Source organism: Micromonospora sp. RTP1Z1, assembly GCF_033804685.1.
Lineage (GTDB): Bacteria > Actinomycetota > Actinomycetes > Mycobacteriales > Micromonosporaceae > Micromonospora.
Genome location: NZ_JAPFQV010000013.1, coordinates 21,107 through 41,543, shown reverse-complemented (window position 1 = coordinate 41,543; position 20,437 = coordinate 21,107). Strand labels below are relative to the sequence as shown.

General features: G+C 72.6%; 20 protein-coding genes and 1 pseudogene. 14 read left to right on the top strand and 7 right to left on the bottom strand.

What is annotated here, in order from left to right:
* Positions 1-235: 235 nt before the first annotated feature.
* Positions 236-670, top strand: coding sequence for an ester cyclase (locus SLP03_RS09670; RefSeq protein WP_319460195.1), 435 nt, complete (start codon positions 236-238; stop codon positions 668-670).
* A gap of 23 nt (positions 671-693) precedes the next feature.
* On the opposite strand, the gene SLP03_RS09665 is transcribed toward SLP03_RS09670, so the two are convergent.
* The 6 genes from SLP03_RS09665 to SLP03_RS09640 all read right to left on the bottom strand — a co-directional run bounded on the left by SLP03_RS09665 (position 694) and on the right by SLP03_RS09640 (position 6,478).
* Positions 694-1,200, bottom strand: coding sequence for a DUF2231 domain-containing protein (locus tag SLP03_RS09665; RefSeq protein ID WP_319460194.1), 507 nt, complete (start codon positions 1,198-1,200; stop codon positions 694-696).
* Positions 1,201-1,294: 94 nt separating this feature from the next.
* Positions 1,295-3,445: a glycogen debranching N-terminal domain-containing protein gene (locus SLP03_RS09660; RefSeq protein WP_319460193.1), complete on the bottom strand. Its 2,151-nt coding sequence runs from the start codon at positions 3,443-3,445 to the stop codon at positions 1,295-1,297.
* 95 nt (positions 3,446-3,540) lie between these two features.
* Positions 3,541-4,287 (bottom strand): ABC transporter permease, encoded by a 747-nt coding sequence (locus SLP03_RS09655; protein WP_319460192.1) that lies wholly within the window; start codon positions 4,285-4,287, stop codon positions 3,541-3,543.
* Positions 4,284-4,649, bottom strand: coding sequence for a hypothetical protein (locus tag SLP03_RS09650; RefSeq protein ID WP_319460191.1), 366 nt, complete (start codon positions 4,647-4,649; stop codon positions 4,284-4,286). The genes SLP03_RS09655 and SLP03_RS09650 overlap by 4 nt, the downstream gene beginning before the upstream one ends.
* A gap of 142 nt (positions 4,650-4,791) precedes the next feature.
* On the bottom strand, positions 4,792-5,205 hold the full coding sequence (locus tag SLP03_RS09645) for a VOC family protein (protein ID WP_319460190.1): 414 nt from the start codon (positions 5,203-5,205) through the stop codon (positions 4,792-4,794).
* Positions 5,206-5,344: 139 nt separating this feature from the next.
* Positions 5,345-6,478: an N-acetylmuramoyl-L-alanine amidase gene (locus SLP03_RS09640; protein WP_319460189.1), complete on the bottom strand. Its 1,134-nt coding sequence runs from the start codon at positions 6,476-6,478 to the stop codon at positions 5,345-5,347.
* A gap of 221 nt (positions 6,479-6,699) precedes the next feature.
* On the opposite strand from SLP03_RS09640, the pseudogene SLP03_RS09635 reads away from it, so the two are divergent.
* Positions 6,700-6,931: pseudogene (locus SLP03_RS09635) on the top strand (IS607 family transposase); the annotation flags it as partial.
* A gap of 199 nt (positions 6,932-7,130) precedes the next feature.
* A complete protein-coding gene (locus SLP03_RS09630; RefSeq protein ID WP_319460188.1) occupies positions 7,131-7,307 on the top strand; it encodes a hypothetical protein in 177 nt (58 codons plus the stop codon).
* Positions 7,308-7,334: 27 nt separating this feature from the next.
* Here SLP03_RS09630 and SLP03_RS09625 read toward each other — a convergent pair whose 3' ends face one another.
* Complete coding sequence (locus SLP03_RS09625) at positions 7,335-7,760, bottom strand: SRPBCC family protein (RefSeq protein ID WP_319460187.1); 426 nt, start codon at positions 7,758-7,760, stop codon at positions 7,335-7,337.
* Between the two features lie 72 nt (positions 7,761-7,832).
* On the opposite strand from SLP03_RS09625, the gene SLP03_RS09620 reads away from it, so the two are divergent.
* The 11 genes from SLP03_RS09620 to SLP03_RS09570 all read left to right on the top strand — a co-directional run bounded on the left by SLP03_RS09620 (position 7,833) and on the right by SLP03_RS09570 (position 20,432).
* A complete protein-coding gene (locus tag SLP03_RS09620; protein ID WP_319460186.1) occupies positions 7,833-8,687 on the top strand; it encodes a sigma-70 family RNA polymerase sigma factor in 855 nt (284 codons plus the stop codon).
* 65 nt (positions 8,688-8,752) lie between these two features.
* Positions 8,753-9,835 carry a LacI family DNA-binding transcriptional regulator gene (locus SLP03_RS09615; protein ID WP_319460185.1) on the top strand — a complete coding sequence of 361 codons (1,083 nt, stop codon included), beginning with the start codon at positions 8,753-8,755 and terminating at the stop codon, positions 9,833-9,835.
* The gene (locus SLP03_RS09610; protein ID WP_319460184.1) at positions 9,832-10,764 is read left to right on the top strand and encodes a sugar ABC transporter permease; all 933 of its coding nucleotides are present in this window, start codon (positions 9,832-9,834) and stop codon (positions 10,762-10,764) included. Before SLP03_RS09615 ends, SLP03_RS09610 begins: the two co-directional genes overlap by 4 nt.
* Entirely contained in the window at positions 10,764-11,603 is an 840-nt protein-coding gene (locus SLP03_RS09605; RefSeq protein ID WP_319460183.1) for a carbohydrate ABC transporter permease, read from the top strand. Before SLP03_RS09610 ends, SLP03_RS09605 begins: the two co-directional genes overlap by 1 nt.
* Before the next feature lie 45 nt (positions 11,604-11,648).
* Positions 11,649-12,947, top strand: coding sequence for a sugar ABC transporter substrate-binding protein (locus tag SLP03_RS09600; RefSeq protein ID WP_319460182.1), 1,299 nt, complete (start codon positions 11,649-11,651; stop codon positions 12,945-12,947).
* A 2-nt stretch (positions 12,948-12,949) separates the two neighbouring features.
* On the top strand, positions 12,950-14,083 hold the full coding sequence (locus tag SLP03_RS09595; RefSeq protein WP_319460181.1) for an ADP-ribosylglycohydrolase family protein: 1,134 nt from the start codon (positions 12,950-12,952) through the stop codon (positions 14,081-14,083).
* Positions 14,084-14,154: 71 nt separating this feature from the next.
* Positions 14,155-15,546, top strand: a complete 1,392-nt coding sequence (locus tag SLP03_RS09590; RefSeq protein ID WP_319460180.1) for an ADP-ribosylglycohydrolase family protein — start codon at positions 14,155-14,157, stop codon at positions 15,544-15,546.
* Entirely contained in the window at positions 15,543-16,481 is a 939-nt protein-coding gene (locus SLP03_RS09585) for a ribokinase (RefSeq protein WP_319460179.1), read from the top strand. Before SLP03_RS09590 ends, SLP03_RS09585 begins: the two co-directional genes overlap by 4 nt.
* Positions 16,478-18,427 (top strand): formylglycine-generating enzyme family protein, encoded by a 1,950-nt coding sequence (locus SLP03_RS09580; protein ID WP_319460178.1) that lies wholly within the window; start codon positions 16,478-16,480, stop codon positions 18,425-18,427. The genes SLP03_RS09585 and SLP03_RS09580 overlap by 4 nt, the downstream gene beginning before the upstream one ends.
* Positions 18,424-19,611, top strand: a complete 1,188-nt coding sequence (locus SLP03_RS09575; protein WP_319460177.1) for a CoA transferase — start codon at positions 18,424-18,426, stop codon at positions 19,609-19,611. The genes SLP03_RS09580 and SLP03_RS09575 overlap by 4 nt, the downstream gene beginning before the upstream one ends.
* On the top strand, positions 19,611-20,432 hold the full coding sequence (locus SLP03_RS09570) for a CoA ester lyase (RefSeq protein WP_319460176.1): 822 nt from the start codon (positions 19,611-19,613) through the stop codon (positions 20,430-20,432). Before SLP03_RS09575 ends, SLP03_RS09570 begins: the two co-directional genes overlap by 1 nt.
* Positions 20,433-20,437: the final 5 nt, after the last annotated feature.

Below are 20,437 nucleotides of genomic sequence, written 5' to 3'. Positions count from 1 at the left end.
CTCCCGCGGATCCACCGCATTGGTGGCAAGCCTGCGTACGGTAACGCCACGATGGCCATTGTGGATACCGCCGTTCGGGCCGTACCGGTGCGCAACTGATCCACGGGCGTCACCCTTCCGCGCCGCAGCCGTACGTGGCGCTGGGCAGGAGGAAGGGCAGTGCCGGCAAATACGCCGCACAAGCCACTAAAGCGGCATAACTTTAACGTCGTTGTCGTCGTGAGGAGGCCACCTGATGGGCGTGGAACAGCAGAACATGGAACTCATGCAGACGCTCGACGATGCGTGGAACGCCAAGGACATCGAGACGTTCAACAGCCGCCACCACGACGACGTGGTGGTCCGCTGGCCCGGCAGGCCGGAGACCCATGGCCAGCACAACCACGAGGCCGAGGCGCGGCAGTTCTTCACGGCGTTCCCGGACCAGCACCTGGACAACCGGCCGTACAAGGTGCTCTTCGCCTCGGACGAGTGGACGTGTTCGATCGCGCGGTACACCGGCACCATGACCGGCCCCATGCAGGGCCCGGACGGCAACCAGATCCCGCCCACCGGCAAGTCCTTCGACGTGGACTTCTGCACGGTGGCCCGCTGGGTCGACGGGAAGATCGTCGAGGAGAACCTCTTCTACGACCTGATGACCTTCATGAAGCAGCTCGGGCTGGGCTGACCGGCCGGACGTCTCCGAAAGGCTCAGACGCCGCGGGTGCGGGGCCGCCCGGCGGACCGGCGCGACAGCGAACTCGACGCGTTGACGCCGGCGTCGTCGCTCACGCTGACCCCGAGCCGCTCGACCAGCTCACCGCCGAGCCAGCCGGTCACCCCGATCAGGATGACGCCGGCGAAGCTGCAGATCAGCGCCAGCGCGTTCGGGTCCCAGTTGTCGGCGGACCGGCGCAGCAGCCAGCTCACCGCGAACAGCAGCAGGACCACCACGTTGCCCAGGCCGTGCACCGCGCCGACCCGCTTGGCCCGGGTACCGGCGGGGATGGCCCCCCAGTCGATCAGGCCGAACACCGCGGCGACCAGGCCGCCGACGATGCCGGCGGCGATCGTGTACGCGGCGGAGATCTGGAAACCCGGCCGGTCGGTGATCAGGTAGAGGATGTCGAAGATCACCGAGGTGGCGAGCAGCCCCAGCGGGAACACGATCAGAATGGGATGGATCCCGTGACCCATCGCCTTCGCGCGACTCTCCATGACGGCACTCCTGTCTCCCCCCAGGCGCCGCCGGGTTCCCCATCCCGGCGGCGTTACACCTGCGGGTGACGGCTGCCGCCCGGGCCCGGGCCGGTCAGCCGCGGTGGCGGGTGGTGAACGCCTGCAGCGTCGGCCGGCGGACCACGGCCAGCCGGTCCCCGCGCGCGGTGATCGACGTCCGCCCGCCGCGCCGGCGCCGCACCGTCAGGTCGACGGTGGCGCCACCGACCCGCACCCCCTCCAACCGGAGGTCGGGCAGCCACTCGGGCAGGTGCGGATCCACGAAGATCGTCCGCAGCGGCGCGACCGGGCGCAGCGCCAGCAGCGCCTGCACCAGCGCGATGATGGAACTGGCCGACCAGGCCTGCGGAGAACACGAGTTCGGGTAGACGCCGGGGTGCGGGTGGGCGGCGTCGCGCGGCAGACCACTGAGCACCTCGGGCAGGCGGTGCTCCTCGAACAGCGCCGCCGCGGCGAACATCCCCTCGGCCAGCCGGTGCAGGTGCTCCCAGCAGCCGTACCGGGCCAGCCCGATGCCGATCGTGCCCGCCTCCACAGGCCAGACGCTGCCCCGGTGGTAGCTGAACGGGTTGTACGCCGGATGCGCGGCCGACAGCGTCCGCACGCCCCAGCCGCTGAACATGTCCGGCGCGAGCAGCCGGCGGGCGACCACCGGGGCGACCCGCGCCGGCACGATCCCGGTGGCGAGCAGGTGCCCGTCGTTGGAGTTGACCGAGCGTACGGGCCGCTTGTCCGGCCCCAGCGCCATCGCGTAGCAGCTCCGCTCGGGCAGCCAGTACGCGCGGTGGAAGCGGCGGCGCAGCCGGTGGGCCCGGGCCAGCAGGGCGGCCGCCTCAGCGGGATGACCGGTCGCGGTGAACACCACGGCGGCGTGCCGCAGCGCGGCGTACCAGTAGGCCTGCAGCTCGCTGGTCGCGATCGGGTTGGGCACCACCCGCCCGTGCTCGTCGACGATGGCGGTGTCCGAGTCCTTCCAGCCCTGGTTCTTCAGCCCGGCCCGGGAGCGGCAGTGGTACTCCAGGAAGCCGTCCCCGTCGATGTCGCCGTACCGCTCGATCCAGCCCAGCGCGCGCCGCGCCGTCGGCAGCAGCTCCCTGACCGTGCCCAGGTCACCGGTCCACGCGAGGTACTGCCCGAGGAAGACCAGGAAGTCCGGCGCGGTCGACCAGTCGCCGTAGTAGCCGGTGAACGGGTCCAGCCCCAGCACCGAGACCGGTCCCCGGCGTGCCTCGTGCAGCGGCTTGCCGGGCTCCTCGTCACGCCAGGAGTCGATGCGCCGCCCGAGGTGGTCGGCGTTGAGCCGCAGGCTGTCGCCCAGCATGGTCGGCCCGGCCAGCAGCGCCTGCCAGGAGGCGGTCATCGTGTCCCGCCCGAAGATCTCCTGGTAGATGGGCAGCCCCGCGATCGGCGCCGTCGGCCCGGCCGGCTCCCCGAGCGGCAGTACGGCCAGGTCCTCCACCGCGCACCGCCAGGCCGCGGTGACGTCGAAGTTGCTGCTGCTCAACCGGGTCAGCTCACCGGCCAGCCGGGCACGCGCCGACCCGGCGGCGTCGGCCGGCTCGGCGAACGTCGCCGGCGGCGCGACCAGCCGCTCACCGTCGAAGACCGGCTCCACGACGACATCCACCCGGACGCTGCCGCGCGGCGGCACCACGACCTCGATCGCGAACGCGCCATCGGCGTACCGGACGGGGAGGTCGCCGGCGCGGACCCGGACGGCCACCGCGCGGTCGATGTCGTCGCGCAGGTAGCTCAGCCGTAGCTCCCCGGCCTCGGCGTCCCAGCTCGCGCCGACGCCGCCGACCTGCACCCGGCGGCCCTGCTCCGCCTCGCCGGTGTCCGCGAAGTCGGCGCCGAGGCGGAGCTCCACCGCCATCCGCAGCGGCTGCTGGGCGTAGCTGACCACGGTGAGCCGGGTGCGCAGCCCGTCGCCCACGAACCGTTCCGTCAGCAGGTACGCCGCCCGCGACGGCAGCGCCTCACCGTCGCCCAGCTCGGCGTACGAGAGTTGGGCGTGCCCCTGTACGTTCGCCGTGCTGAACGAGACCGGCTCGCGGCCGTCGACAGTGATCCGCTCCACGCTGAGCACCCGGGTGTTCCGCGCGAAGAAACCCTGCGGGTCCCTGCCGGTGATCCGGCCCCGCACGTCGGTGACCAGGGTGCTCCACCCGCTCGCCACGTACAGCAGGTCGGGCCGTACCCGCAGGCTACGGACCCTGGTCATCGCGCACGCGGCCGTTGCCCGGTCACCTCGCGCCGGTACCCCTTTGCCGCACCGGTACACCCGCGACGACCCGGGTCGTCGGGCGCCGCCCGGAGTCAGGGCTCGGTGCGGGCCCGGGCGCGGACGAGCAGCTCGACGGCGATCGCGATCGCCACCGCCTCCACCGTCAGCAGGGTCAGCAGGATCAGCAGCTGGGTCGCCCCGGCCTGGATCGGTCCCGCCCCGCCGAGCAGCACCCCGACGAACGCCCCCGGCAGCGTGACCAGCCCGACCGTGCGGGTCTGGTCCAGCGCCGGGATCAGCGCCTGCCCGGCGGCCGGACGGCAGATCTCCAGCGCGGCGTCGCGGGGGAGCAGCCCCAGGGCCAGCCCCGCCTCGTACTCGCCGTGCCGGGTGCGCAGCTCGTCGAGCGTCCGCCGGCCGGCCAGGCTCGTCGCGGTCATCGCGCCGCCGATCAGGATGCCCGCCGTCGGCAGCACCACCAGCGGCGTCGCGGGCAGCGCCCGGCTGGCCAGCAGTACGCCGAGACTCGGCGCCACCCCGGCAGCGATCGCCAGCGGGGCGATCCAGGCCGGGCCGCCGGCCCCGATCCGCCGGCGGGCGGTGACGCTGGCGACGACGTACATGAGAAGGATGAACGCGCCGGTGCTCCACCAGTGGCGCAGCACGGCGACGATGACCAGCGAGACGACGCCGAGCTGGACGGTGGCCCGGGCGGCCGCACCCAGGATCGCGCGGGCCCGGCCCAGGCCGCTCAGCCGGAGCACCGCGGCGCCCGCGAGGGTGAGCCCGAGCAGGGCGGCGACCAGCGCCGGCCCGATCGGTACCGCGCCGCCCCTCATCGCCGCACCGCGGGCCGGGCCAATCGGTCGTCGTCCGTGCTGTCCTCCGCGCCGGTCACCTGCGGATCGTATGCGCGCCGCCCCGGGTCCGGAGCGGAAGGTGTACCGCCGGCGAGCACCGCCAGATGACCCAGGTGATCCGACGCCCACCGGCCGTCGGGGGTCTGCTGCGCGGTGCCGAAGACCTCACTCGCCGCCGGTGCGACCGCGCCCCGGACCATCACCATGTCGATCCGGTGCTCGACGTCGTCGGCCGGCTCGGTCAGGTCGTCGCCCAGCCCCGCGGTGTATCCGGGGTCGCCGATCCGCCCGGTACGCCCGATCCGCCAGAGCGTCACCTCCTGCAGGCCGACCAGGTCCACGTGGTGGACCCAGGCTGGCCACCGCCATAGCGGCGGTGACCAGCCGGGTCAGTTGCCTGCGGTGCCTCTGGTCCCCTCCGGCGGGGTCCGCTGCCATTGTGGATACCGCCGTTCGGGCGACATCCCTCGTGGCCGCAGCCGATCAGGCCTGCGGCTGGGCGATGTTGACCAGCCAGCCGATGCCGAACCGGTCGACGCACTGCCCGAACTCGTCGCCCCACATCTGCTTCTCCAGCGGGACCGAGACGGTGCCGCTGTCGGAGAGCTTCTGCCAGTAGCCCCGCAGCTCGTCGACATCGTCGCCGCTCAGGCTGACGGTGATGTTGTCGCCGGGGTGGTGTTCCATTCCGGGCGGGGTGTCGGAGGCCATCAGAGTGTAGCCACGGTCGGTCTCGAGCATGCCGTGCATGATCTTGTCGGCGAGCTCGGGCTCCGGGCTGCCGAACTCACCGAACGTGCTCAGCGTGAGATTGCCGCCGAAGACCTCGTGGTAGAACTCCAGCGCTTCGCGGGCGTTGTCGCGGAAACTGAGGTACGGGTTGAGCCGAGACGCCATAGCGTCCTCCTCGGTCCTGACCAGGTCCTGGTCGTGTCCTGACCCGGGTCATGCTCTCAGACGGGACAGCGATGGACAACGAGGCTCGGCCGGGTGTCGGTGCTGTTGTCGTCGATGAGGCGCGCCGAACGGTGCGCCGTCAGCTCTTCTGGAACGACTGACGCACCACACCACCCACCAGAGCACACCAGGTGGTGGTGCTGACCTTTCCGTTCGGGTCGAGGCCGTGCAGCTCCTGTAGGTCCTTCAGGGCCTTCTTGGTCACGTAGTCGTACTCGCCGGTGATCGCGACCTCGGCGTAGCCCTTGGAGTTGAGCATGAACTGCACCGCGCTGACCGGGATGCCGCTGGCGTCCTTGTCCAGCTCCGGCGCGAGGGTCTCCCAGGTAGGCGCGGTGAGCGTGGCGTCGATGTCGACCGGGATGCCGTTGCGGGCCTGCCAGTCCTGCACGGCCGCGACTGTGGCGGCGTCGAAGACACCGGTGACCGGCACGGTGTAGCCGCGGAAGGTGAGCAGGTACTGCGCGACGCGCACCACCGGGCCGCCGACGAAGCGCCAGATGTCCGGCCAGCGGCGGGCCGGCACGTCGGCCAGGTCGGTGCCGAGCTTGGCGAAGACCCGCCGGCGCAGGGTGGGGAACTCCCGGTAGAACATCGCGCCCGGGCACTGGGTGGCCCGGAAGTCCCAGTGGCCGAACATGTCGTGGGCGTGCAGGCCGTACTGCTCGCAGACGGTGGTGCAGAGCTTGACCAGCGAGTCCAGCAGCTCCTGCGGCGGCGTCTCGGTGACGTAGGTGCCCTCGTTCTCGATGCCGATGGCCCGGCCGTTCTCGCCAGGGCAGTGCGCCGAGATCATCTGCCGGTCGCCAGCCTGGAGCCGCTCCAGGCTGCCGTGCCGGCCCTCGAGGACGTGGCCGCCGCGGCTGACCGTGAAGTGCTGCCCGGTGTCCGACCAATGGTTGACGTCCAGGTGCAGGTCCTGGCAGTCCCGGGCGAGCAGCTTGGCGTGCTCCTCCGAGTAGTCGGTGCTGTTCGGGAAGGCCATGTGGTGGACAATGATCTTGTTGGTGGCGATCGCGCTGATCGACAGCGGGTCCGCCGGCGGGCGGGCTCCCCACTCGTCGCAGCCGATGATCCAGTCGAGGTTCGCGCCCGGCGCGGCCTGCGCGGCGGCCGGGAAGGCGAGCTCGCTCCCGACGACCGCGACCGCGGCGGCGCCGAGACCGGCGCGCAGCAGCGTACGGCGGTCCAGCTCGGGGTGGTTGAAGAGCATGTCGTCTCCTTCGCGGCAGGCGAGGATCAGCAGTGAAAAGGAACTTCAGAAGCCGCGCGTGAGACGGAGGATATTGCCATGGATGCGCGAAGCGCTAGGGGTGACGGCGACAAGAATCGATCCGTGTCTCCCGCCGTCCAGGTCGGAGGGTGATCAACTGTTCGCCTCCAAGGTCGTGTGAGTGAGCGTAAGCATGATCGAGTGAGTGCAATTTTCTTCGTGTGAATCTGACGGAATGGGCGAGGGACGCAGGGCGTGCATCCGCAGACCGCGTATCGCTGGTTCCGTGATGGGACGTTGCCGGTGCCGGCTCAGCGGGTCGGACCGCGCATGGTCTTGGTGAACATCGAAGCCAGCACCGCACCCGAGGCGGTCGACGGCCTAGGCCTGTATGCCAGGGTCTCGTCCCACGATCAGAAAGAAGATCTTGAGCGGCAGGTCGCACGACTGACCCGTTCTGGCAACGGAACTCACTCCCGCTCAGTCTTTAGGAACGGTCGAATGCAAACCAGTGTGGTCAACTCGGACGGCGGCGGGTGACGTCACCACGAGACCGCCGGGGAGACGAAGGACCGAACTTCGGCGTTCTGGACGCACAGCGTTGCCGGACCGCAATGCTGCACGTATGCGAGACGTAGCTGATGTGCCGATCGTGGGCGGACCGGCCGATGGACGTATCGCGACCGTCGAGCTCGACGAGCGCGGTGAACCCCCGGGCGAGTTGCATCCGGGCGAGGTCGACGTTGTGGGCGACGGCCTGTACGTGCGCGAACCGGTCACCGGCTCCGGGCCGCCCTGGGCCTATCAGTGGCAGGCGGTGACCTCGTAACCGCAGGGGCAACACTCGAGAGGTCGGCTAGTGGCCCCTCTCGAGGAGTCGCTTGAGATTCTGGTAGCTGGTCGGTGCGGCGTGCCGCGCCTGCCGGCGCACCAGCGGCACCAACGGCACACCGAGGCCGTGGCCCTCGAAGTCGAGCGTGAACGTCACTCGGGACCGGGTGCCGTCCTCGATCGGCTCTACGGTGATCGTGGCGTGCGGACGGATGGTCCCGTCGATGCCCCGAGCCGCCCAGTTGTGCGGCGCCTCGTTCTGGGTGATCTGCTGGCTCATCGTGCGCTCGGCTCCCCTGATCCTCCGGATGGTGGTGAACCGTGAGCCGTCGAGAAGGCGCACCCGCACCACATCGTGCTGCCACTCGGCGAACCGCGAAGGATCGGTGGCGTAGGCGAAGACCTCGTCCGGTGGACGCGCGATCTCGATCGTGGAAACCAGTGGTGCCATCGCCCCTCCTTGTTACCGGTGCGTGCTCGCAGCCGTCAGTGGTAAGACGAAGAGCGCGGCGAAAGGGTAACGGTGGACGATTTCGAGGCGCATCGGCGCCACCTGCACGCGGTGGCCTACCGCATGCTCGGCTCGCGAAGTGAGGCCGACGACGCGGTCCAGGAGGCGTGGGTGCGGACGGCCCGTGCGGACACCGGCGAAGTCCGGAACACCCGCGCCTGGCTCACCACCGTGGTGGCACGCGTGTGCCTGGACATGCTGCGGTCGCGCACGGCACGTCGTGAGGTCTCCCTCGCCGCACCGTTCCCCCTGGACGGCTCGGACCCGGAACAGGAGGCAGTGCTGGCCGACTCGGTCGGGCTCGCCCTGCTGGTCGTGATGGACACGCTGAAGCCGGCGGAACGGATGGCGCTCGTCCTGCACGACATCTTCGCCGTGCCCTACCGGGAGATCGCACCGATCCTCGGGCGCTCGACCGACGCGACGAAAATGCTCGCCAGTCGCGCACGTCACCGGGTGCGGGCCGCCGAACTGCCCGACACCGATCGGGCCCGTCAACGGGCGGCCGTCGATGCCTTCCTGGTTGCTGCGCGCAAGGGCGACTTCGCGGCGCTGCTCAACCTGCTCCACCCCGATGTCACCGTTTCCGCCGACGGCTTTGCGGCGCCCTCCCCGGGCCCGACACACGTGCGCGGTGCCGGTGCCGTCGCCCGGCAGGCGCTGCTGTTCTCGCACCGGGCCGAGCACGCCCACACCGGGCTCGTGAACGGCGCGCCGGGAATCCTGGTGACACCCCGTGGACGTCTCGTCACGGTCATGACCTTCACGATCTCCACCGACAGGATCACGGCGATCGAGGTGATCGCCGACCCGCAGCGCCTGGGCCGGCTCACCGTGGTTGGAAACGTTTTCGTAACGGGCCCTTGACCTGACGGTCGGCTCAGGCGCAGACTCCCGGAAACGTTTACAGCAAGCAGGCGGAGGTGGCGAGCATGGGTCGTAAACGTTTACAGGAGGCGGTCGACGGTCGACCCACCGTGCACACCGTCGCCGCCCGGGCCGGCGTGTCGATCGCCTCCGCCTCCCGCGTACTCAACGGGGTCGGGGGCAGCCCCGAGACCATCCGCAAGGTCCGCGCGGCGGCGGCGGAGGTCGGCTACGTGCCCAACGCCATCGCCCGCTCGCTCCAGTCGCAGCGCACCGGCCTGATCGCGCTCGCCGTCGCGGACATCGGCAACCCGGTGTACGTCGAGATGATGCGCGCCATCGAGTCGGTGGTTGCCGCCTCCGGCCGGCAGCTGCTGGTGCACGCCACCGCCGGCCAGGTCGCCAACGAGACGGCGCTGCTGCGCCGGCTCGCCCACCGCTACGTCGACGGGATGATCGTCTCGCCGATCCGGGTCACCGACGACCACCTGGCCGCGCTGGTCGACAGCCCGGTGCCGGTGGTGGTGGTCGGTCAGCTGGGCGCCGACGCCCCGGTCGACAACGTCCGCACCGACTCGCGCGCCGGCGTGGGGCTGGCGGTCGACCACCTGGTCGCCGCCGGACACCGGCGGATCGGCTTCGTCAACGGCCCGCTCGACACCGTCCCCGGCGCGGCCCGCGACGCCGGCTTCCGGGCCGCCCTCGCCGGTCACGGCATCGAACTCGACGAGCGGCTCGTCGAGGTCGGCGACTTCCAGTACACCGCCGGCCGCGACGCCGCCGAACGGCTGCTCGCCCGGGCCCGCCCCGACGCGCTGGTCTGCGCCAACGACCTGATCGCCGTCGGGGCGCTGCACGCCCTGCTCGCCGCCGGCCACCGGGTTCCCGGGGACGTGGCCCTGGTCGGCATGGACGACACCGAGCTGGCCCGGATGATGTTCCCGCAGCTCTCCAGCGTCTCCCTCGGCTCGGCCGAGCGTGGTCGACGCGCCGCCGAGCTCCTCCTGCAACGGATCGCCGACCCGGCCCTGCCGCCCCGCCGCGAGCAGGTCGCCCCCCACCTCGCCGTCCGCGCCTCCAGCGCCCCACCGCTCTTGCCGAAGGCGGCGATGCCGCCGGCACCGCGCACCCCGGAGGTGACCGCATGACGACCGTGGCCGAACGGCCGGACGTCGCGCGCGCCGACGGCCCGCGCGCCGCCCGGTCCCGCTCCGACCGGATGGGCATCTACCTGCTGCTCCTGCCGTCGCTGCTGCCCATCGTGGTGCTCTCGGTCTTCCCGCTGCTGCGCGGCATCTACCTGGGCTTCACGGACGCCCGCGCCGGCCGCCACGTCGAGGTGAGCTTCACCGGGCTGGCCAACTACCGGGAGCTGCTCGGCGACGAGCTGTTCTGGAACTCGTTCAAGATCGGCCTGCTCTGGGCGGTCGGGGTGACCGTGCTGCAGTTCGTGCTCGCCCTCGGGCTGGCCCTGCTGCTCAACCAGCAGCTGCGCTTCCGGGGCGCGGCCCGGGTGCTCGCCGTGGTGCCCTGGGCGATGCCGCCGGTGGTGGTCGGCATCCTCTGGAAGCTGGTCTACCACCCCGACGCCGGCCTGCTCAACGAATTCTTCCACCAGGCCGGCGCGGACGGGTTGCGCACCAACTGGCTCGGCGACTTCAGCACCGCCCTGCCCGCGGTGATCATCGTGGGCGTCTGGGCCGGCATGCCCCAGACCACCGTCGTACTGCTGGCGGGGTTGCAGGGGGTGCCGCGCGAGCTGCACGAGGCGGCCGCGGTGGACGGGGCGAGCACCTGGCACCGGTTCCGCAACGTCACGCTGCCTGCCCTCGCGCCGGTGATCGTCGCGATCACCTCGCTGGACTTCATCTGGAACTTCAACTCGTTCGGACTGGTCTACGTGCTGACCGCGGGCGGGCCGGGCGGCAAGACCATGTTGCCGATGCTCTTCGCCTACGAGGAGGCGTTCCGCTACGGCAACTACGGCTACGCCGCCGCACTCGGCAACGTCATGGTCGTGATCATCGTCGCGCTGCTCGCGGTCTACCTGCGGCGCCGACTCCGGGAGGCCAACTGATGTTCGGAAAGCCGAGCCGCACCGGGCGGACGCTGCAGTACGTCGCCCTGACCGGCTACCTGATCTTCCTCGGGTTCCCGCTGGTCTGGCTGGTCTCCACCGCGTTCAAGCCGCCCCGGGAACTGGTGCGGCTGCACCCCACGCTGATCCCCGAAAACCCGACGGTGCAGAACTTCGTGCAGGCCTTCACCGAGCAGGAACTCGGTCGGGCCGCGCTGAACAGCCTCCAGGTGTCCCTCGCCTCGGCGGTGCTCACCGTGCTGATCGCGCTGCCCGCCTCGTACGCCCTGGCCCGGTTCCGCACGAAGCTCGGCACCGCGGCGCTGGGCTGGGTGCTGCTGTCGCAGCTCTTCCCGTTCGTGCTGCTGATCATCCCGATCTTCCTGATCCTGCGGGAGGTCGGGCTGGCCAACAGCCACGCCGGACTGGTGCTGATCTACGTGGTCTGGGCGCTGCCGTTCGCGCTCTGGATGCTCCAGGGCTTCGTCCGCAACATCCCGCGCGAACTGGAGGAGGCGGCCAGCGTCGACGGGGCCAGCCGCCTGCAGATCCTGCGCCGGGTGGTCTTCCCGCTGCTCGCGCCCGGGATCGTCGCCACCGCGCTGTTCTCGTTCATCTCCGCCTGGAACGAGTTCTTCTTCGCCCTCGTGCTGCTCAAGACCCCCGACCTGGCGACCCTGCCGGTCACCCTGGCCCGGTTCGTCGGCATCGAGGGCACCGCCCGGCTCGGCCCCCTCGCCGCCGGATCCCTGCTGGCCACCCTGCCCAGCCTGCTCTTCTTCGCGTTCATGCAACGCCGACTCTCCTCCGGCTCGCTCGCCGGCGCCGTCAAGGGCTGACGAGCGGAACCACATCCCCCACCCATCACCTAGGAGGTAACCCCCATGCCCCGTACAGGTTTCCGCCGTCGATTCGCCGCGGCCGCCGCGGTCGCGGTCGTCGGCCTCGGCGCCCTCACCGCCTGCGGTGACGGCGGCGGCAAGGACGAGGCGTCGTCCGGCCCGGTGAAGCTGCGCTTCCTCAGCCTGGCCTGGCAGAAGGAGTCGCTGCAGGCCAACAAGGACCTGGTCGCCAAGTGGAACAGCGACCACCCCGACATCCAGGTCGAGTACGTCCAGGGTGACTGGAACTCCGTCCACGACCAGCTGCTCACCTCGTTCGAGGGCGGCGACGCCGCCGACATCGTGCACTACGAGGCATCCGCCATCGGCGAGTTCAGCAAGCAGGGCTACCTGGCCGACGTCTCCAAGCTGCTCAGCGACGACTTCAAGGGCCAGATCGACCCGGGCGTCTGGGACACCGCCACCTTCGACGGCAAGGTCACCGGCGTGCCGTTCCTGCTGGAGTCGCAGGTGGTCATCGCCAACAAGAAGCTGCTCGACGCCGCCGGCGTCGCCGTGCCGCCGGCCGACGGCGGCTGGACCTGGGACGAGTTCCAGGCCAACGCGCAGAAGCTCACCAAGCCCGGCCAGTACGGCGTGGCCTGGGCGCTGAAGTCACCCACCAACCGGGTGATGAACCTGGCGCTGAACTACGACGGCAAGTTCTTCTACACCGACGGCGGCAAGACCGAGGTCAAGGTCGGCGACGCGGAGAAGGAGGTGCCGAAGCGGATGCACGACATGATCTACACCAGCAAGTCGGCCTCCCCGGAGGCGCTCGGCATGAGCGGCGCGGACACCCTCCCCGGCTTCTTCGGCGGCAAGTACGCGATGCTGCCCGGCTCGGTGTCGCTGCGCCAGCAGATGGTCGAGCAGGCCCCCGCCGGCTTCGAGTGGGTAACCCTCCCGCCGATCAAGGGGCTGTCGACCAAGCAGGCCGCCAACCCGCAGACGCTGTCCATCTCCGAGGACAGCAAGCACAAGAAGCAGGCCGCGCAGTTCCTCGAATGGTTCCTCAACCCGACCAACATGGCCACCCTCGCCAAGGGTGACTGGCTGGTGCCGACCGGCAAGCAGGCCAACGCGGAGCTGGTCAAGGCCACCAGCGGCAAGCAGGGCTGGGACGTCGCCGCGGACAGCGCCGCCGACCTGACCGTCGCCCCGTTCCAGAAGGTCGACGGCTACCCGGAGTGGAAGACCAAGTACGCCACCCCGGCCCTTCAGCAGTACTTCGCCAACAAGATCACCCTGGACCAGCTCGGCACGCAGCTGGTCGACGGTGGCAAGCAGGTTCTGAGGTAACCATGTCACTCTTGCTCGACACGTCGGTCGGCTGCCTGGTCGGCGCCGCGGTGGGCGACGCCCTCGGCGGTGCCACCGAGACAGCGCTCCCCGAGCAGATCCGCGCCCGCTTCGGCGGCTGGGTCGAGGGCATCGTGCCCCCGTACCACGCCGACTGGGCGACCGCGCGGCCACTCGCGCCGTACCACAAGGGCGACGGGCACATCACCGACGACACGTTGATGACCCACGCGCTGGTCCGGGCGTACGCGGCCAAGCGGGACCACCTCGACGCGTACGACGTGGTGGAACTGCTCGTCCCCGACCTGATCGAGCGGGTGGTGTACATCCCGGACCTGGAGCGGGAGGGGGTGACCTTCCACCGGCTGGCCGCGGCCGAGCGGTGGTTGGTCACCCGCCTGCACCACGCGCACGCCGACCCTCGCGAGGCCGGCGTGGGCAACATCGTCAACTGCGGCGCCGCCATGTACATGGCCCCGGTCGGCATCGTCAACGCCGGCGACCCGGCCGGGGCGTACGCGGAGGCGGTGGAGATCGCCGGGGCGCATCAGCACAGCTACGGGCGGGAGGCCGCGGCGGTCTTCGCCGCGGCGGTCGCCGCCGCCGCGGCCCCCGGCGCGGGCGTCGACGACGTGCTCGCCGCGGCCCTAAACCTGGCCCGCGACGGCACCCGCGCCGCCATCGACGCCGTGGTCAAGGAGGCCCGGGGGTACGACGACTGGAAGGCCGCCATCCCCGCGCTGCGCGCCGCGGTCGCGCCCTACGACACGGTGGGGGAGGAGTACCGCAGCCCCGGCCTGGGCGCCCGCCGGCCCAGCCGGCTGCACGCCATCGAGGAGCTGCCGGTGGCCTTGGGCATGCTGGTGGTGGCCCGCGGCGAATACCGGGCGGCGGTGCTCGGCTCGGTCAACTACGGCCGCGACGCCGACTCCACCGCCACCATGGCTGGCGCGATCGCCGGGGCGCTCGGCGGCGCGGCGGCCGTGCCCGCCGAGTGGTCCGCGGTGGTGGCCGAGGCGTCCCGCACCGACCTGGTCGAGCCGGCGCGGGTCCTCGCCGAGGTCGCCACCGAGGTCTTCGACCGGGACCGGGAGCGGTTCGCCCGGCGAGCCGAGCGCTTCGGCGGCCTGGCATGAGCGCTGCGGGTGTCCCGGCCGCCGGTGGCGCGACGGCCGCCGGTCGGTCGGCCGGCCCGGGGGGCCGTGCCGTGCGGTCCGGCGCGGCGGGCGGGCTGCGGCTGACCTGGGTGCAGCCGGAGGACCTACTCCCGCACGAGCTGGCGGCCAGCGCTGACGAGGGCCGCGACGTCACCGCCCTCGCCGACTGCTGGACGGCGGCCGGCGGCGACGCGACCGCCCCGATCAGCGGGGCCTCGGCGGTGCCCGCGTCGCCCGAGCTGCGCGCCCTGGCCGTCGACCTGCTCGACGCCGCCGACGCGCTGCCCGGCCCGGACGCGGTCGACGAGCCGGACGACCTGGCCGCCGTGCGGGCGACGTGGCCGACCGCCTGGGCGCTGCCGACCACGGTGGACCGGGACCGGCTGCACGGCGCCTGGCTCGGCCGGGCCGTCGGCTGCCTGCTCGGCAAGCCGGTGGAGAAGATCCCCCGACACGGGATCCGGGAGATCCTCACCGCCACCGGCCGGTGGCCGCTGCGCGGGTACTTCACCGCCGAGGGGCTGCCCGCCGAGGTGGCGGCCCGCTGGCCGTGGAACCGGCGCAGCGCCCCCACCAGCCTGGCCGAGAACATCGCCGGCATGCCCGAGGACGACGACCTCAACTTCGCGCTGCTGGCCCTGCGGCTCCTGGAGACCCACGGGCCGGACTTCACCAGCGCCGACGTGGCCAAGGCCTGGCTGGACTGGTTGCCCGCCGGGCGGGTCTTCACCGCCGAGCGGGTCGCCTACCGCAACCTGCTGCTCGGCTACACCCCGCCGGAGACCGCCCGCCGGCACAACCCGTTCCGGGAGTGGATCGGCGCGCAGATCCGCACCGACGTGTACGGCTGGACCAACCCCGGCCGCCCCGACCGGGCCGCCGAGGCGGCCTGGCGGGACGCCGCCGTCAGCCACGTCCGGGCCGGGGCGTACGGGGCGATCTGGGTGGCCGCCCTCGCCGCGGCGGCGCCGGTCGCCGGGAGCATCGACGAGGTGCTGGACGCGGCCGAATCGGTGCTGCCCCCGGGCAGCCGGTTCACCGCCGCCGTCCGGGAGGCGCGCGCCCTCGGCGCTTGCACAAACGACTGGGAGCGCATCGTGGACACCCTCTACCAGCGGCACGGCCACCTGCACTGGGTGCACGTGCGCAACAACGCCGCGCTGGTCGCGGCGGCGCTCGCGTACGGGCGCGGCGACCTGGAGCGGTCCATCTGCGCCGTGGTCAGTGGCGGCTGGGACACCGACTCGACCGGCGCCACCGTCGGCGCGGTCACCGGGGCGCTGACCGGCGCGTCCGGGCTGCCCGAGCGCTGGGTCGCCCCGCTGCGCAACCGGCTGGCCAGCAGCATCGCCGGCTTCGACGGGATCGGCTTCGACACCCTCGCCGACCGTACCCTCGCCCTGGCCGAGGCCACGGCGCCAGCGGACGGCGGTGCGGCGTGAGCGCCCGGGTGATCGTGGTCGGCAGCGCCAACCTGGACCTGGTGGTGACCACGCCGCAGCTGCCCAGGCCCGGTGAGACGGTACTCGGCGGCGACTTCCGCACCGTGCCCGGAGGCAAGGGCGCCAACCAGGCGGTGGCCGCCGCCCGGGCCGGCGCGGACTGCGACTTCGTCGGCGCCGTCGGCACCGACGACTTCGGCATGCTGCTGAGTGACAACCTGATCGCCGCCGGCATCGACGTACGGGGCCTGCGCACCGTGGACGGGCCCTCCGGCGTCGCGCTGATCGCCGTGGACGGCGCGGCGGAGAACTTCATCGTCGTCGCCCCCGGCGCCAACGCCGCCCTCACCACGCTGGACGCGGCCGACCGGACGGCGGTGGCCGCCGCCGACGTGCTGCTGCTCCAGCTGGAGGTGCCGCTCACGGCGGTCAGCCAGGCCGCCGAGTGGGCCCGCGCCGACGCCACCACGGTGGTGCTCAACGCCGCCCCGGCCCGGCCGCTGCCGGGCGAGCTGCTCGACCTGGTCGACGTGCTGGTGGTCAACGAACACGAGGCGGCAGTCGTCGGCGGCGTCTTCACCGAAGAACCCGGCGCGCTGCTCGACGCGCTCGTGACCCTGGTGCCCCGGGTGGTGCTCACCCTGGGCGCGCGCGGCGCCGCGTACGCCGACCGGCACGGCGCCCGCATCGAGGTCCCGGCGCCGAAGGTCGACGCGGTCGACACCACCGCGGCCGGTGACGCGTTCACCGGCGCGCTCGCCGTCGCCCTGGCCGAGCACGGTGGCGTCCTCACCGCCGACACGGCGACGGCCGTGCTGCGCTGGGCGTGCGCTGCCGGCGCGGCCTGCGCCCAACGGCCGGGCGCGTCCACCGCCCTGCCGCGGCGGGCCGCCATCGACGCCCTGCACGCCGCCACCTACGGAGATGCCGCGTGAGCTTCAACGCCTACATGCCGCGGCCGATCGACCGGCCGGCCGACGTGCCGCTCGGCTCGCACGCCGACCTCGCCACCCTCGACGAGGCGAAGGTCTTCGCCGCCCCCGACGACCCGGCCGACTGGCCCGCCTGGCGGGACCAGCTCACCCGGTGGCGGGCCGACGCCCGGGGCCGCATCGCCTACACGGGCGAGCACTACGACGAGATCACCGGCGACTGCTTCACCGTCTGCCTCGCCTGGCTCTGGGACGAGACCCTCTACGACCACGAGCGGGGCGTCTTCACCGTCGAGGCGTTCCTAGAAGCCGCCCGGCGCGACTTCGGCGGCTTCGACGGGGTGGTGCTCTGGCACGCGTACCCGGTGATCGGGCTGGACGACCGCAACCAGTTCGACTGGTACCGGGACGTGCCCGAGCTGCCCGAGGTGGTGCGCGCGTTCCAGGCGCACGGCGTCCGGGTTTTCATCGACTACAACCCCTGGGACACCGGCACAAAACGGGAGCCCGGCACCGACGCCGAGGAGGTGGCCGCGCTGGCCGCCACCCTCGGCGTCGACGGGGTCTTCCTGGACACCCTCAAGGAGGGTGCCGGCGAGCTGCGCAAGGCCCTCGACGCCGTCCGCCCCGGCCTGGTCCTGGAGGGGGAGAGCCGGGTGCCGCTGGCGCGTATCTCCGATCACGCCATGTCCTGGGCGCAGTGGTTCGCCGACTCGGAGGTGCCCGGGGTGCTGCGGGCCAAGTGGTTCGAGCGGCGGCACATCCTGCACCACACCCGGCGCTGGCACCGCAGCCACCTCGACGAGCTGCACTCCGCCTGGCTCAACGGCTGCGGGGTCCTGGTCTGGGAGAGCGTCTTCGGTGTCTGGGTCGGCTGGAACGACCGGGACAAGGCCGTCTTGCGGGCCATGCGCCGGGTGCAGGCCAGCCACGCCGCCTGGTTGCGCGCCGAGGACTGGGTGCCTCTCGCCGACCACCCCGGCTCCGGCCAGGTGTACGCGTCCCGCTGGACGCACGACGGCGAACCCCTGTGGACAGTGGTCAACCGGGGTGCCGACCACGACGGGCCGTGGCTGCTCACCGAGCCGCGCCCCGGCCGGCGCTTTGTCGACCTGGTCACCGGGGCGGAACTGACCGTCAGCGAGACCGGTGACGGCCGGGTCGCCGTCGGCGGCCCGCTCCCGGCCGGCGCGATCGCCGCCGTGGTCGCCACCGACACGCCCGTCGCCCGGCACGAGCCGCCGACCGGCGATCCGTCCTTCCCGGCCCGCGCCGCGGTGCGGAGCCGCACCCCGTGGTCGCCCCTCGCCGCCCTGCCCGACGGCATGGTCACCGTCGACGGCGGCCGTCACGACCTGCTCGTCCGCCACCGGGTCCGGGAGACCGGGCTGTACGGGGAGGCGCCCTACGTCGACGAGTGGAAGCCGCTGCCGCCCCGGCTGCACCACACCGGCACCCTGCGCCGTCCGGTCCGGCTCGGCCGCTTCGCCATCGACACCAACGAGGTCACCCACGGCCAGTACGCGCGGTTCCTCGCCGCCACCGGCTACCGACCCGTCCGACCGGAACGGTTCACCGCCGGCCAGGGACCCGCCGACGCCCCGGTCACCGGCGTCGACCTCGCCGACGCCCGCGCGTACGCCGACTGGGCGGGACTGCGGCTGCCCACCGAGGACGAGTGGCAGGTCGCCGCCGAGGCGGGGCTGCTCAGCAGGCGGGAACCCCTCGTCTGGAACCTGACCGAGAGCGAACACTCCGACGGGCGTACCCGGTTCGTGATCCTCAAGGGCGGGTGCGCGTACCGGGCGGAGGGCTCCGACTGGTACCTCGACGGCGGCCCGCAGCCGCCCGACGTGTCGGTGAAGCTGCTGCTGCTCGGCGCGGGACTGACCCGCTCCGACTCGATCGGCTTCCGCTGCGCCGCCGACCTGCCCCGGGAGGTCCGATGACCGCGCCGCTGCACGGGATCAAGGTCGTCGACCTGGCCACCCTCTTCGCCGGTCCGCTCGCCGCCGCGTTCCTCGGCGACTTCGGCGGCGACGTGGTCAAGGTCGAGCACCCGGCCAAGCCCGACCCGTCGCGCGGCCACGGCCCGGCCAGGGACGGCGTCGGCCTGTGGTGGAAGGTGCTCGGCCGCAACAAGCGCACCGTCACCTGCAACCTCTCCGACCCGCAGGGCGCGGAACTGCTGCGCCGGCTGATCGCCGACGCGGACGTGCTGGTGGAGAACTTCCGCCCCGGAACCCTGGAACGCTGGGGGCTCGGCCCCGACGAGCTGCACGTCGTCAACCCGCGACTGGTGATCGCCCGGATCAGCGGCTTCGGCCAGGTCGGCCCGTACGCGTCCCGGCCGGGGTTCGGCACCCTCGCTGAGGCGATGAGCGGCTTCGCCGCCGCCACCGGCGAACCCGACGGCCCGCCCACCCTGCCCCCGTTCGGGCTCGCCGATTCGGTCACCGCGCTCGCCGCCGCGTACGCGGTCATGCTGGCCCTGCGTGGCCGCGACCTCACCGGCCAGGGCCAGGTGGTCGACCTGGCCATCATCGAGCCGATCATGGCGATGCTCGGCCCGCAGATCACCTGGTACGACCAGCTCGGCTACGTCCAGCCCCGGCTAGGCAACCGGTCCAACAACAACGCCCCCCGCAACACCTACCGGTGCGCCGACGGGCGGTGGGTGGCCGTGTCGACCAGCGCGCAGAGCATCGCCGAGCGGGTGCTGCGGCTGGTCGGCCGCCCCGAACTGATCGACGAACCCTGGTTCGCCACGGGCAGCGGCCGGGCCGCGCACGCCGACGAGCTCGACGCCGCCGTCGGCGCGTGGGTGGCGAAACGCGACCGGGACGAGGTCGTCGCCGCGTTCGAGGCCGCGCAGGCCGCCGTCGCCCCCGTCTACGACGTCCGCGACATACTCGCCGACCCGCAGTACGCGGCGCTGGGCACCGTCGTCAGCGTCCCCGACGAGGACCTCGGCCAGGTACGCATGCAGAACGTGCCGTTCCGGATGTCCGCCAGCCCGGGGGAGATCCGGCACGCCGGCCGGCGGCACGGCCAGGACACCGACGAGGTGTTCCGGGCGCTCGGCGTCACCGACGACGAACTGGCCGCGCTGCGCGAGCGGGGGGTGATCTGATGCTGCTCACCTGGCTCTACGTGCCCGGCGACCGGCCGGACCGGTTCGCCAGGGCGGTCGCCTCGGGCGCCGACGCGGTCATCCTCGACCTGGAGGACGCGGTCGTCGGCGGGCGCAAGGCGTATGCCCGCGCCGCCGTCGCCGAGTTCCTCGCCGCGCCGCACCCGGTGCCGGTGCAGGTCCGGGTCAACGAGCTGACCGGCCCGGACGTGGACGCCGACCTGGCCGCCGTCGCCGGGGCACCGGGTTTGGCCGGGCTGCGACTGCCCAAGGTGGAGGCCCCGGCCACCGTCGCCGCGCTCGCTGCCCGGACCGACACCCCGCTGCACCCGCTGATCGAGTCCGCCGCCGGGCTGGAAGCCGCGTACGACATCGCGGGCGCGCATCCGGCGGTGTCCTCGCTCGGGCTGGGGGAGGCCGACCTGCGCTCGGACCTCGGCGTCGCCGACGACGACGGCCTGCTCTGGGCGCGCGGCCGGATCGTGGTCGCGGCCCGCGCGGCCGGCCTGCCGCCGCCCGCCATGTCGGTGTACGCCAACGTCGCCGACCTCGACGGGCTGGCCGCCTCCTGCGCGGCCGGCCGGCGGCTCGGCTTCCTCGGCCGCGCGGCCATCCACCCGCGCCAGCTCCCGGTGATCGCCGAGGCGTTCCGGCCGGCCGAGCGCGAGGTGGCCCGGGCCCGGGAGCTCCTCGCCGCGGTCGCCGACGCGCAGGCCCGCGACTCCGGCACGGTGGTGCTGCCCGACGGCCGGTTCGCCGACCGCGCGATGGTGGCCGCCGCCTGCCGCATCGTCGACCTGGCCGCCCGGTACGCGGCCTGAACGCC

What these genes read in the sequence shown, in the direction of transcription:
- SLP03_RS09625 (WP_319460187.1), bottom strand. Translation starts at nt 7,760, where the DNA reads ATGGCACCACTGGTTTCCACGATCGAGATCGCGCGTCCACCGGACGAG.
- SLP03_RS09660 (WP_319460193.1), bottom strand. Translation starts at nt 3,445, where the DNA reads ATGACCAGGGTCCGTAGCCTGCGGGTACGGCCCGACCTGCTGTACGTG.
- SLP03_RS09605 (WP_319460183.1), top strand. Translation starts at nt 10,764, where the DNA reads ATGTTCGGAAAGCCGAGCCGCACCGGGCGGACGCTGCAGTACGTCGCC.
- SLP03_RS09595 (WP_319460181.1), top strand. Translation starts at nt 12,950, where the DNA reads ATGTCACTCTTGCTCGACACGTCGGTCGGCTGCCTGGTCGGCGCCGCG.
- SLP03_RS09615 (WP_319460185.1), top strand. Translation starts at nt 8,753, where the DNA reads ATGGGTCGTAAACGTTTACAGGAGGCGGTCGACGGTCGACCCACCGTG.
- SLP03_RS09640 (WP_319460189.1), bottom strand. Translation starts at nt 6,478, where the DNA reads ATGCTCTTCAACCACCCCGAGCTGGACCGCCGTACGCTGCTGCGCGCC.
- SLP03_RS09665 (WP_319460194.1), bottom strand. Translation starts at nt 1,200, where the DNA reads ATGGAGAGTCGCGCGAAGGCGATGGGTCACGGGATCCATCCCATTCTG.
- SLP03_RS09655 (WP_319460192.1), bottom strand. Translation starts at nt 4,287, where the DNA reads ATGAGGGGCGGCGCGGTACCGATCGGGCCGGCGCTGGTCGCCGCCCTG.
- SLP03_RS09610 (WP_319460184.1), top strand. Translation starts at nt 9,832, where the DNA reads ATGACGACCGTGGCCGAACGGCCGGACGTCGCGCGCGCCGACGGCCCG.
- SLP03_RS09645 (WP_319460190.1), bottom strand. Translation starts at nt 5,205, where the DNA reads ATGGCGTCTCGGCTCAACCCGTACCTCAGTTTCCGCGACAACGCCCGC.
- SLP03_RS09670 (WP_319460195.1), top strand. Translation starts at nt 236, where the DNA reads ATGGGCGTGGAACAGCAGAACATGGAACTCATGCAGACGCTCGACGAT.
- SLP03_RS09600 (WP_319460182.1), top strand. Translation starts at nt 11,649, where the DNA reads ATGCCCCGTACAGGTTTCCGCCGTCGATTCGCCGCGGCCGCCGCGGTC.
- SLP03_RS09570 (WP_319460176.1), top strand. Translation starts at nt 19,611, where the DNA reads ATGCTGCTCACCTGGCTCTACGTGCCCGGCGACCGGCCGGACCGGTTC.
- SLP03_RS09575 (WP_319460177.1), top strand. Translation starts at nt 18,424, where the DNA reads ATGACCGCGCCGCTGCACGGGATCAAGGTCGTCGACCTGGCCACCCTC.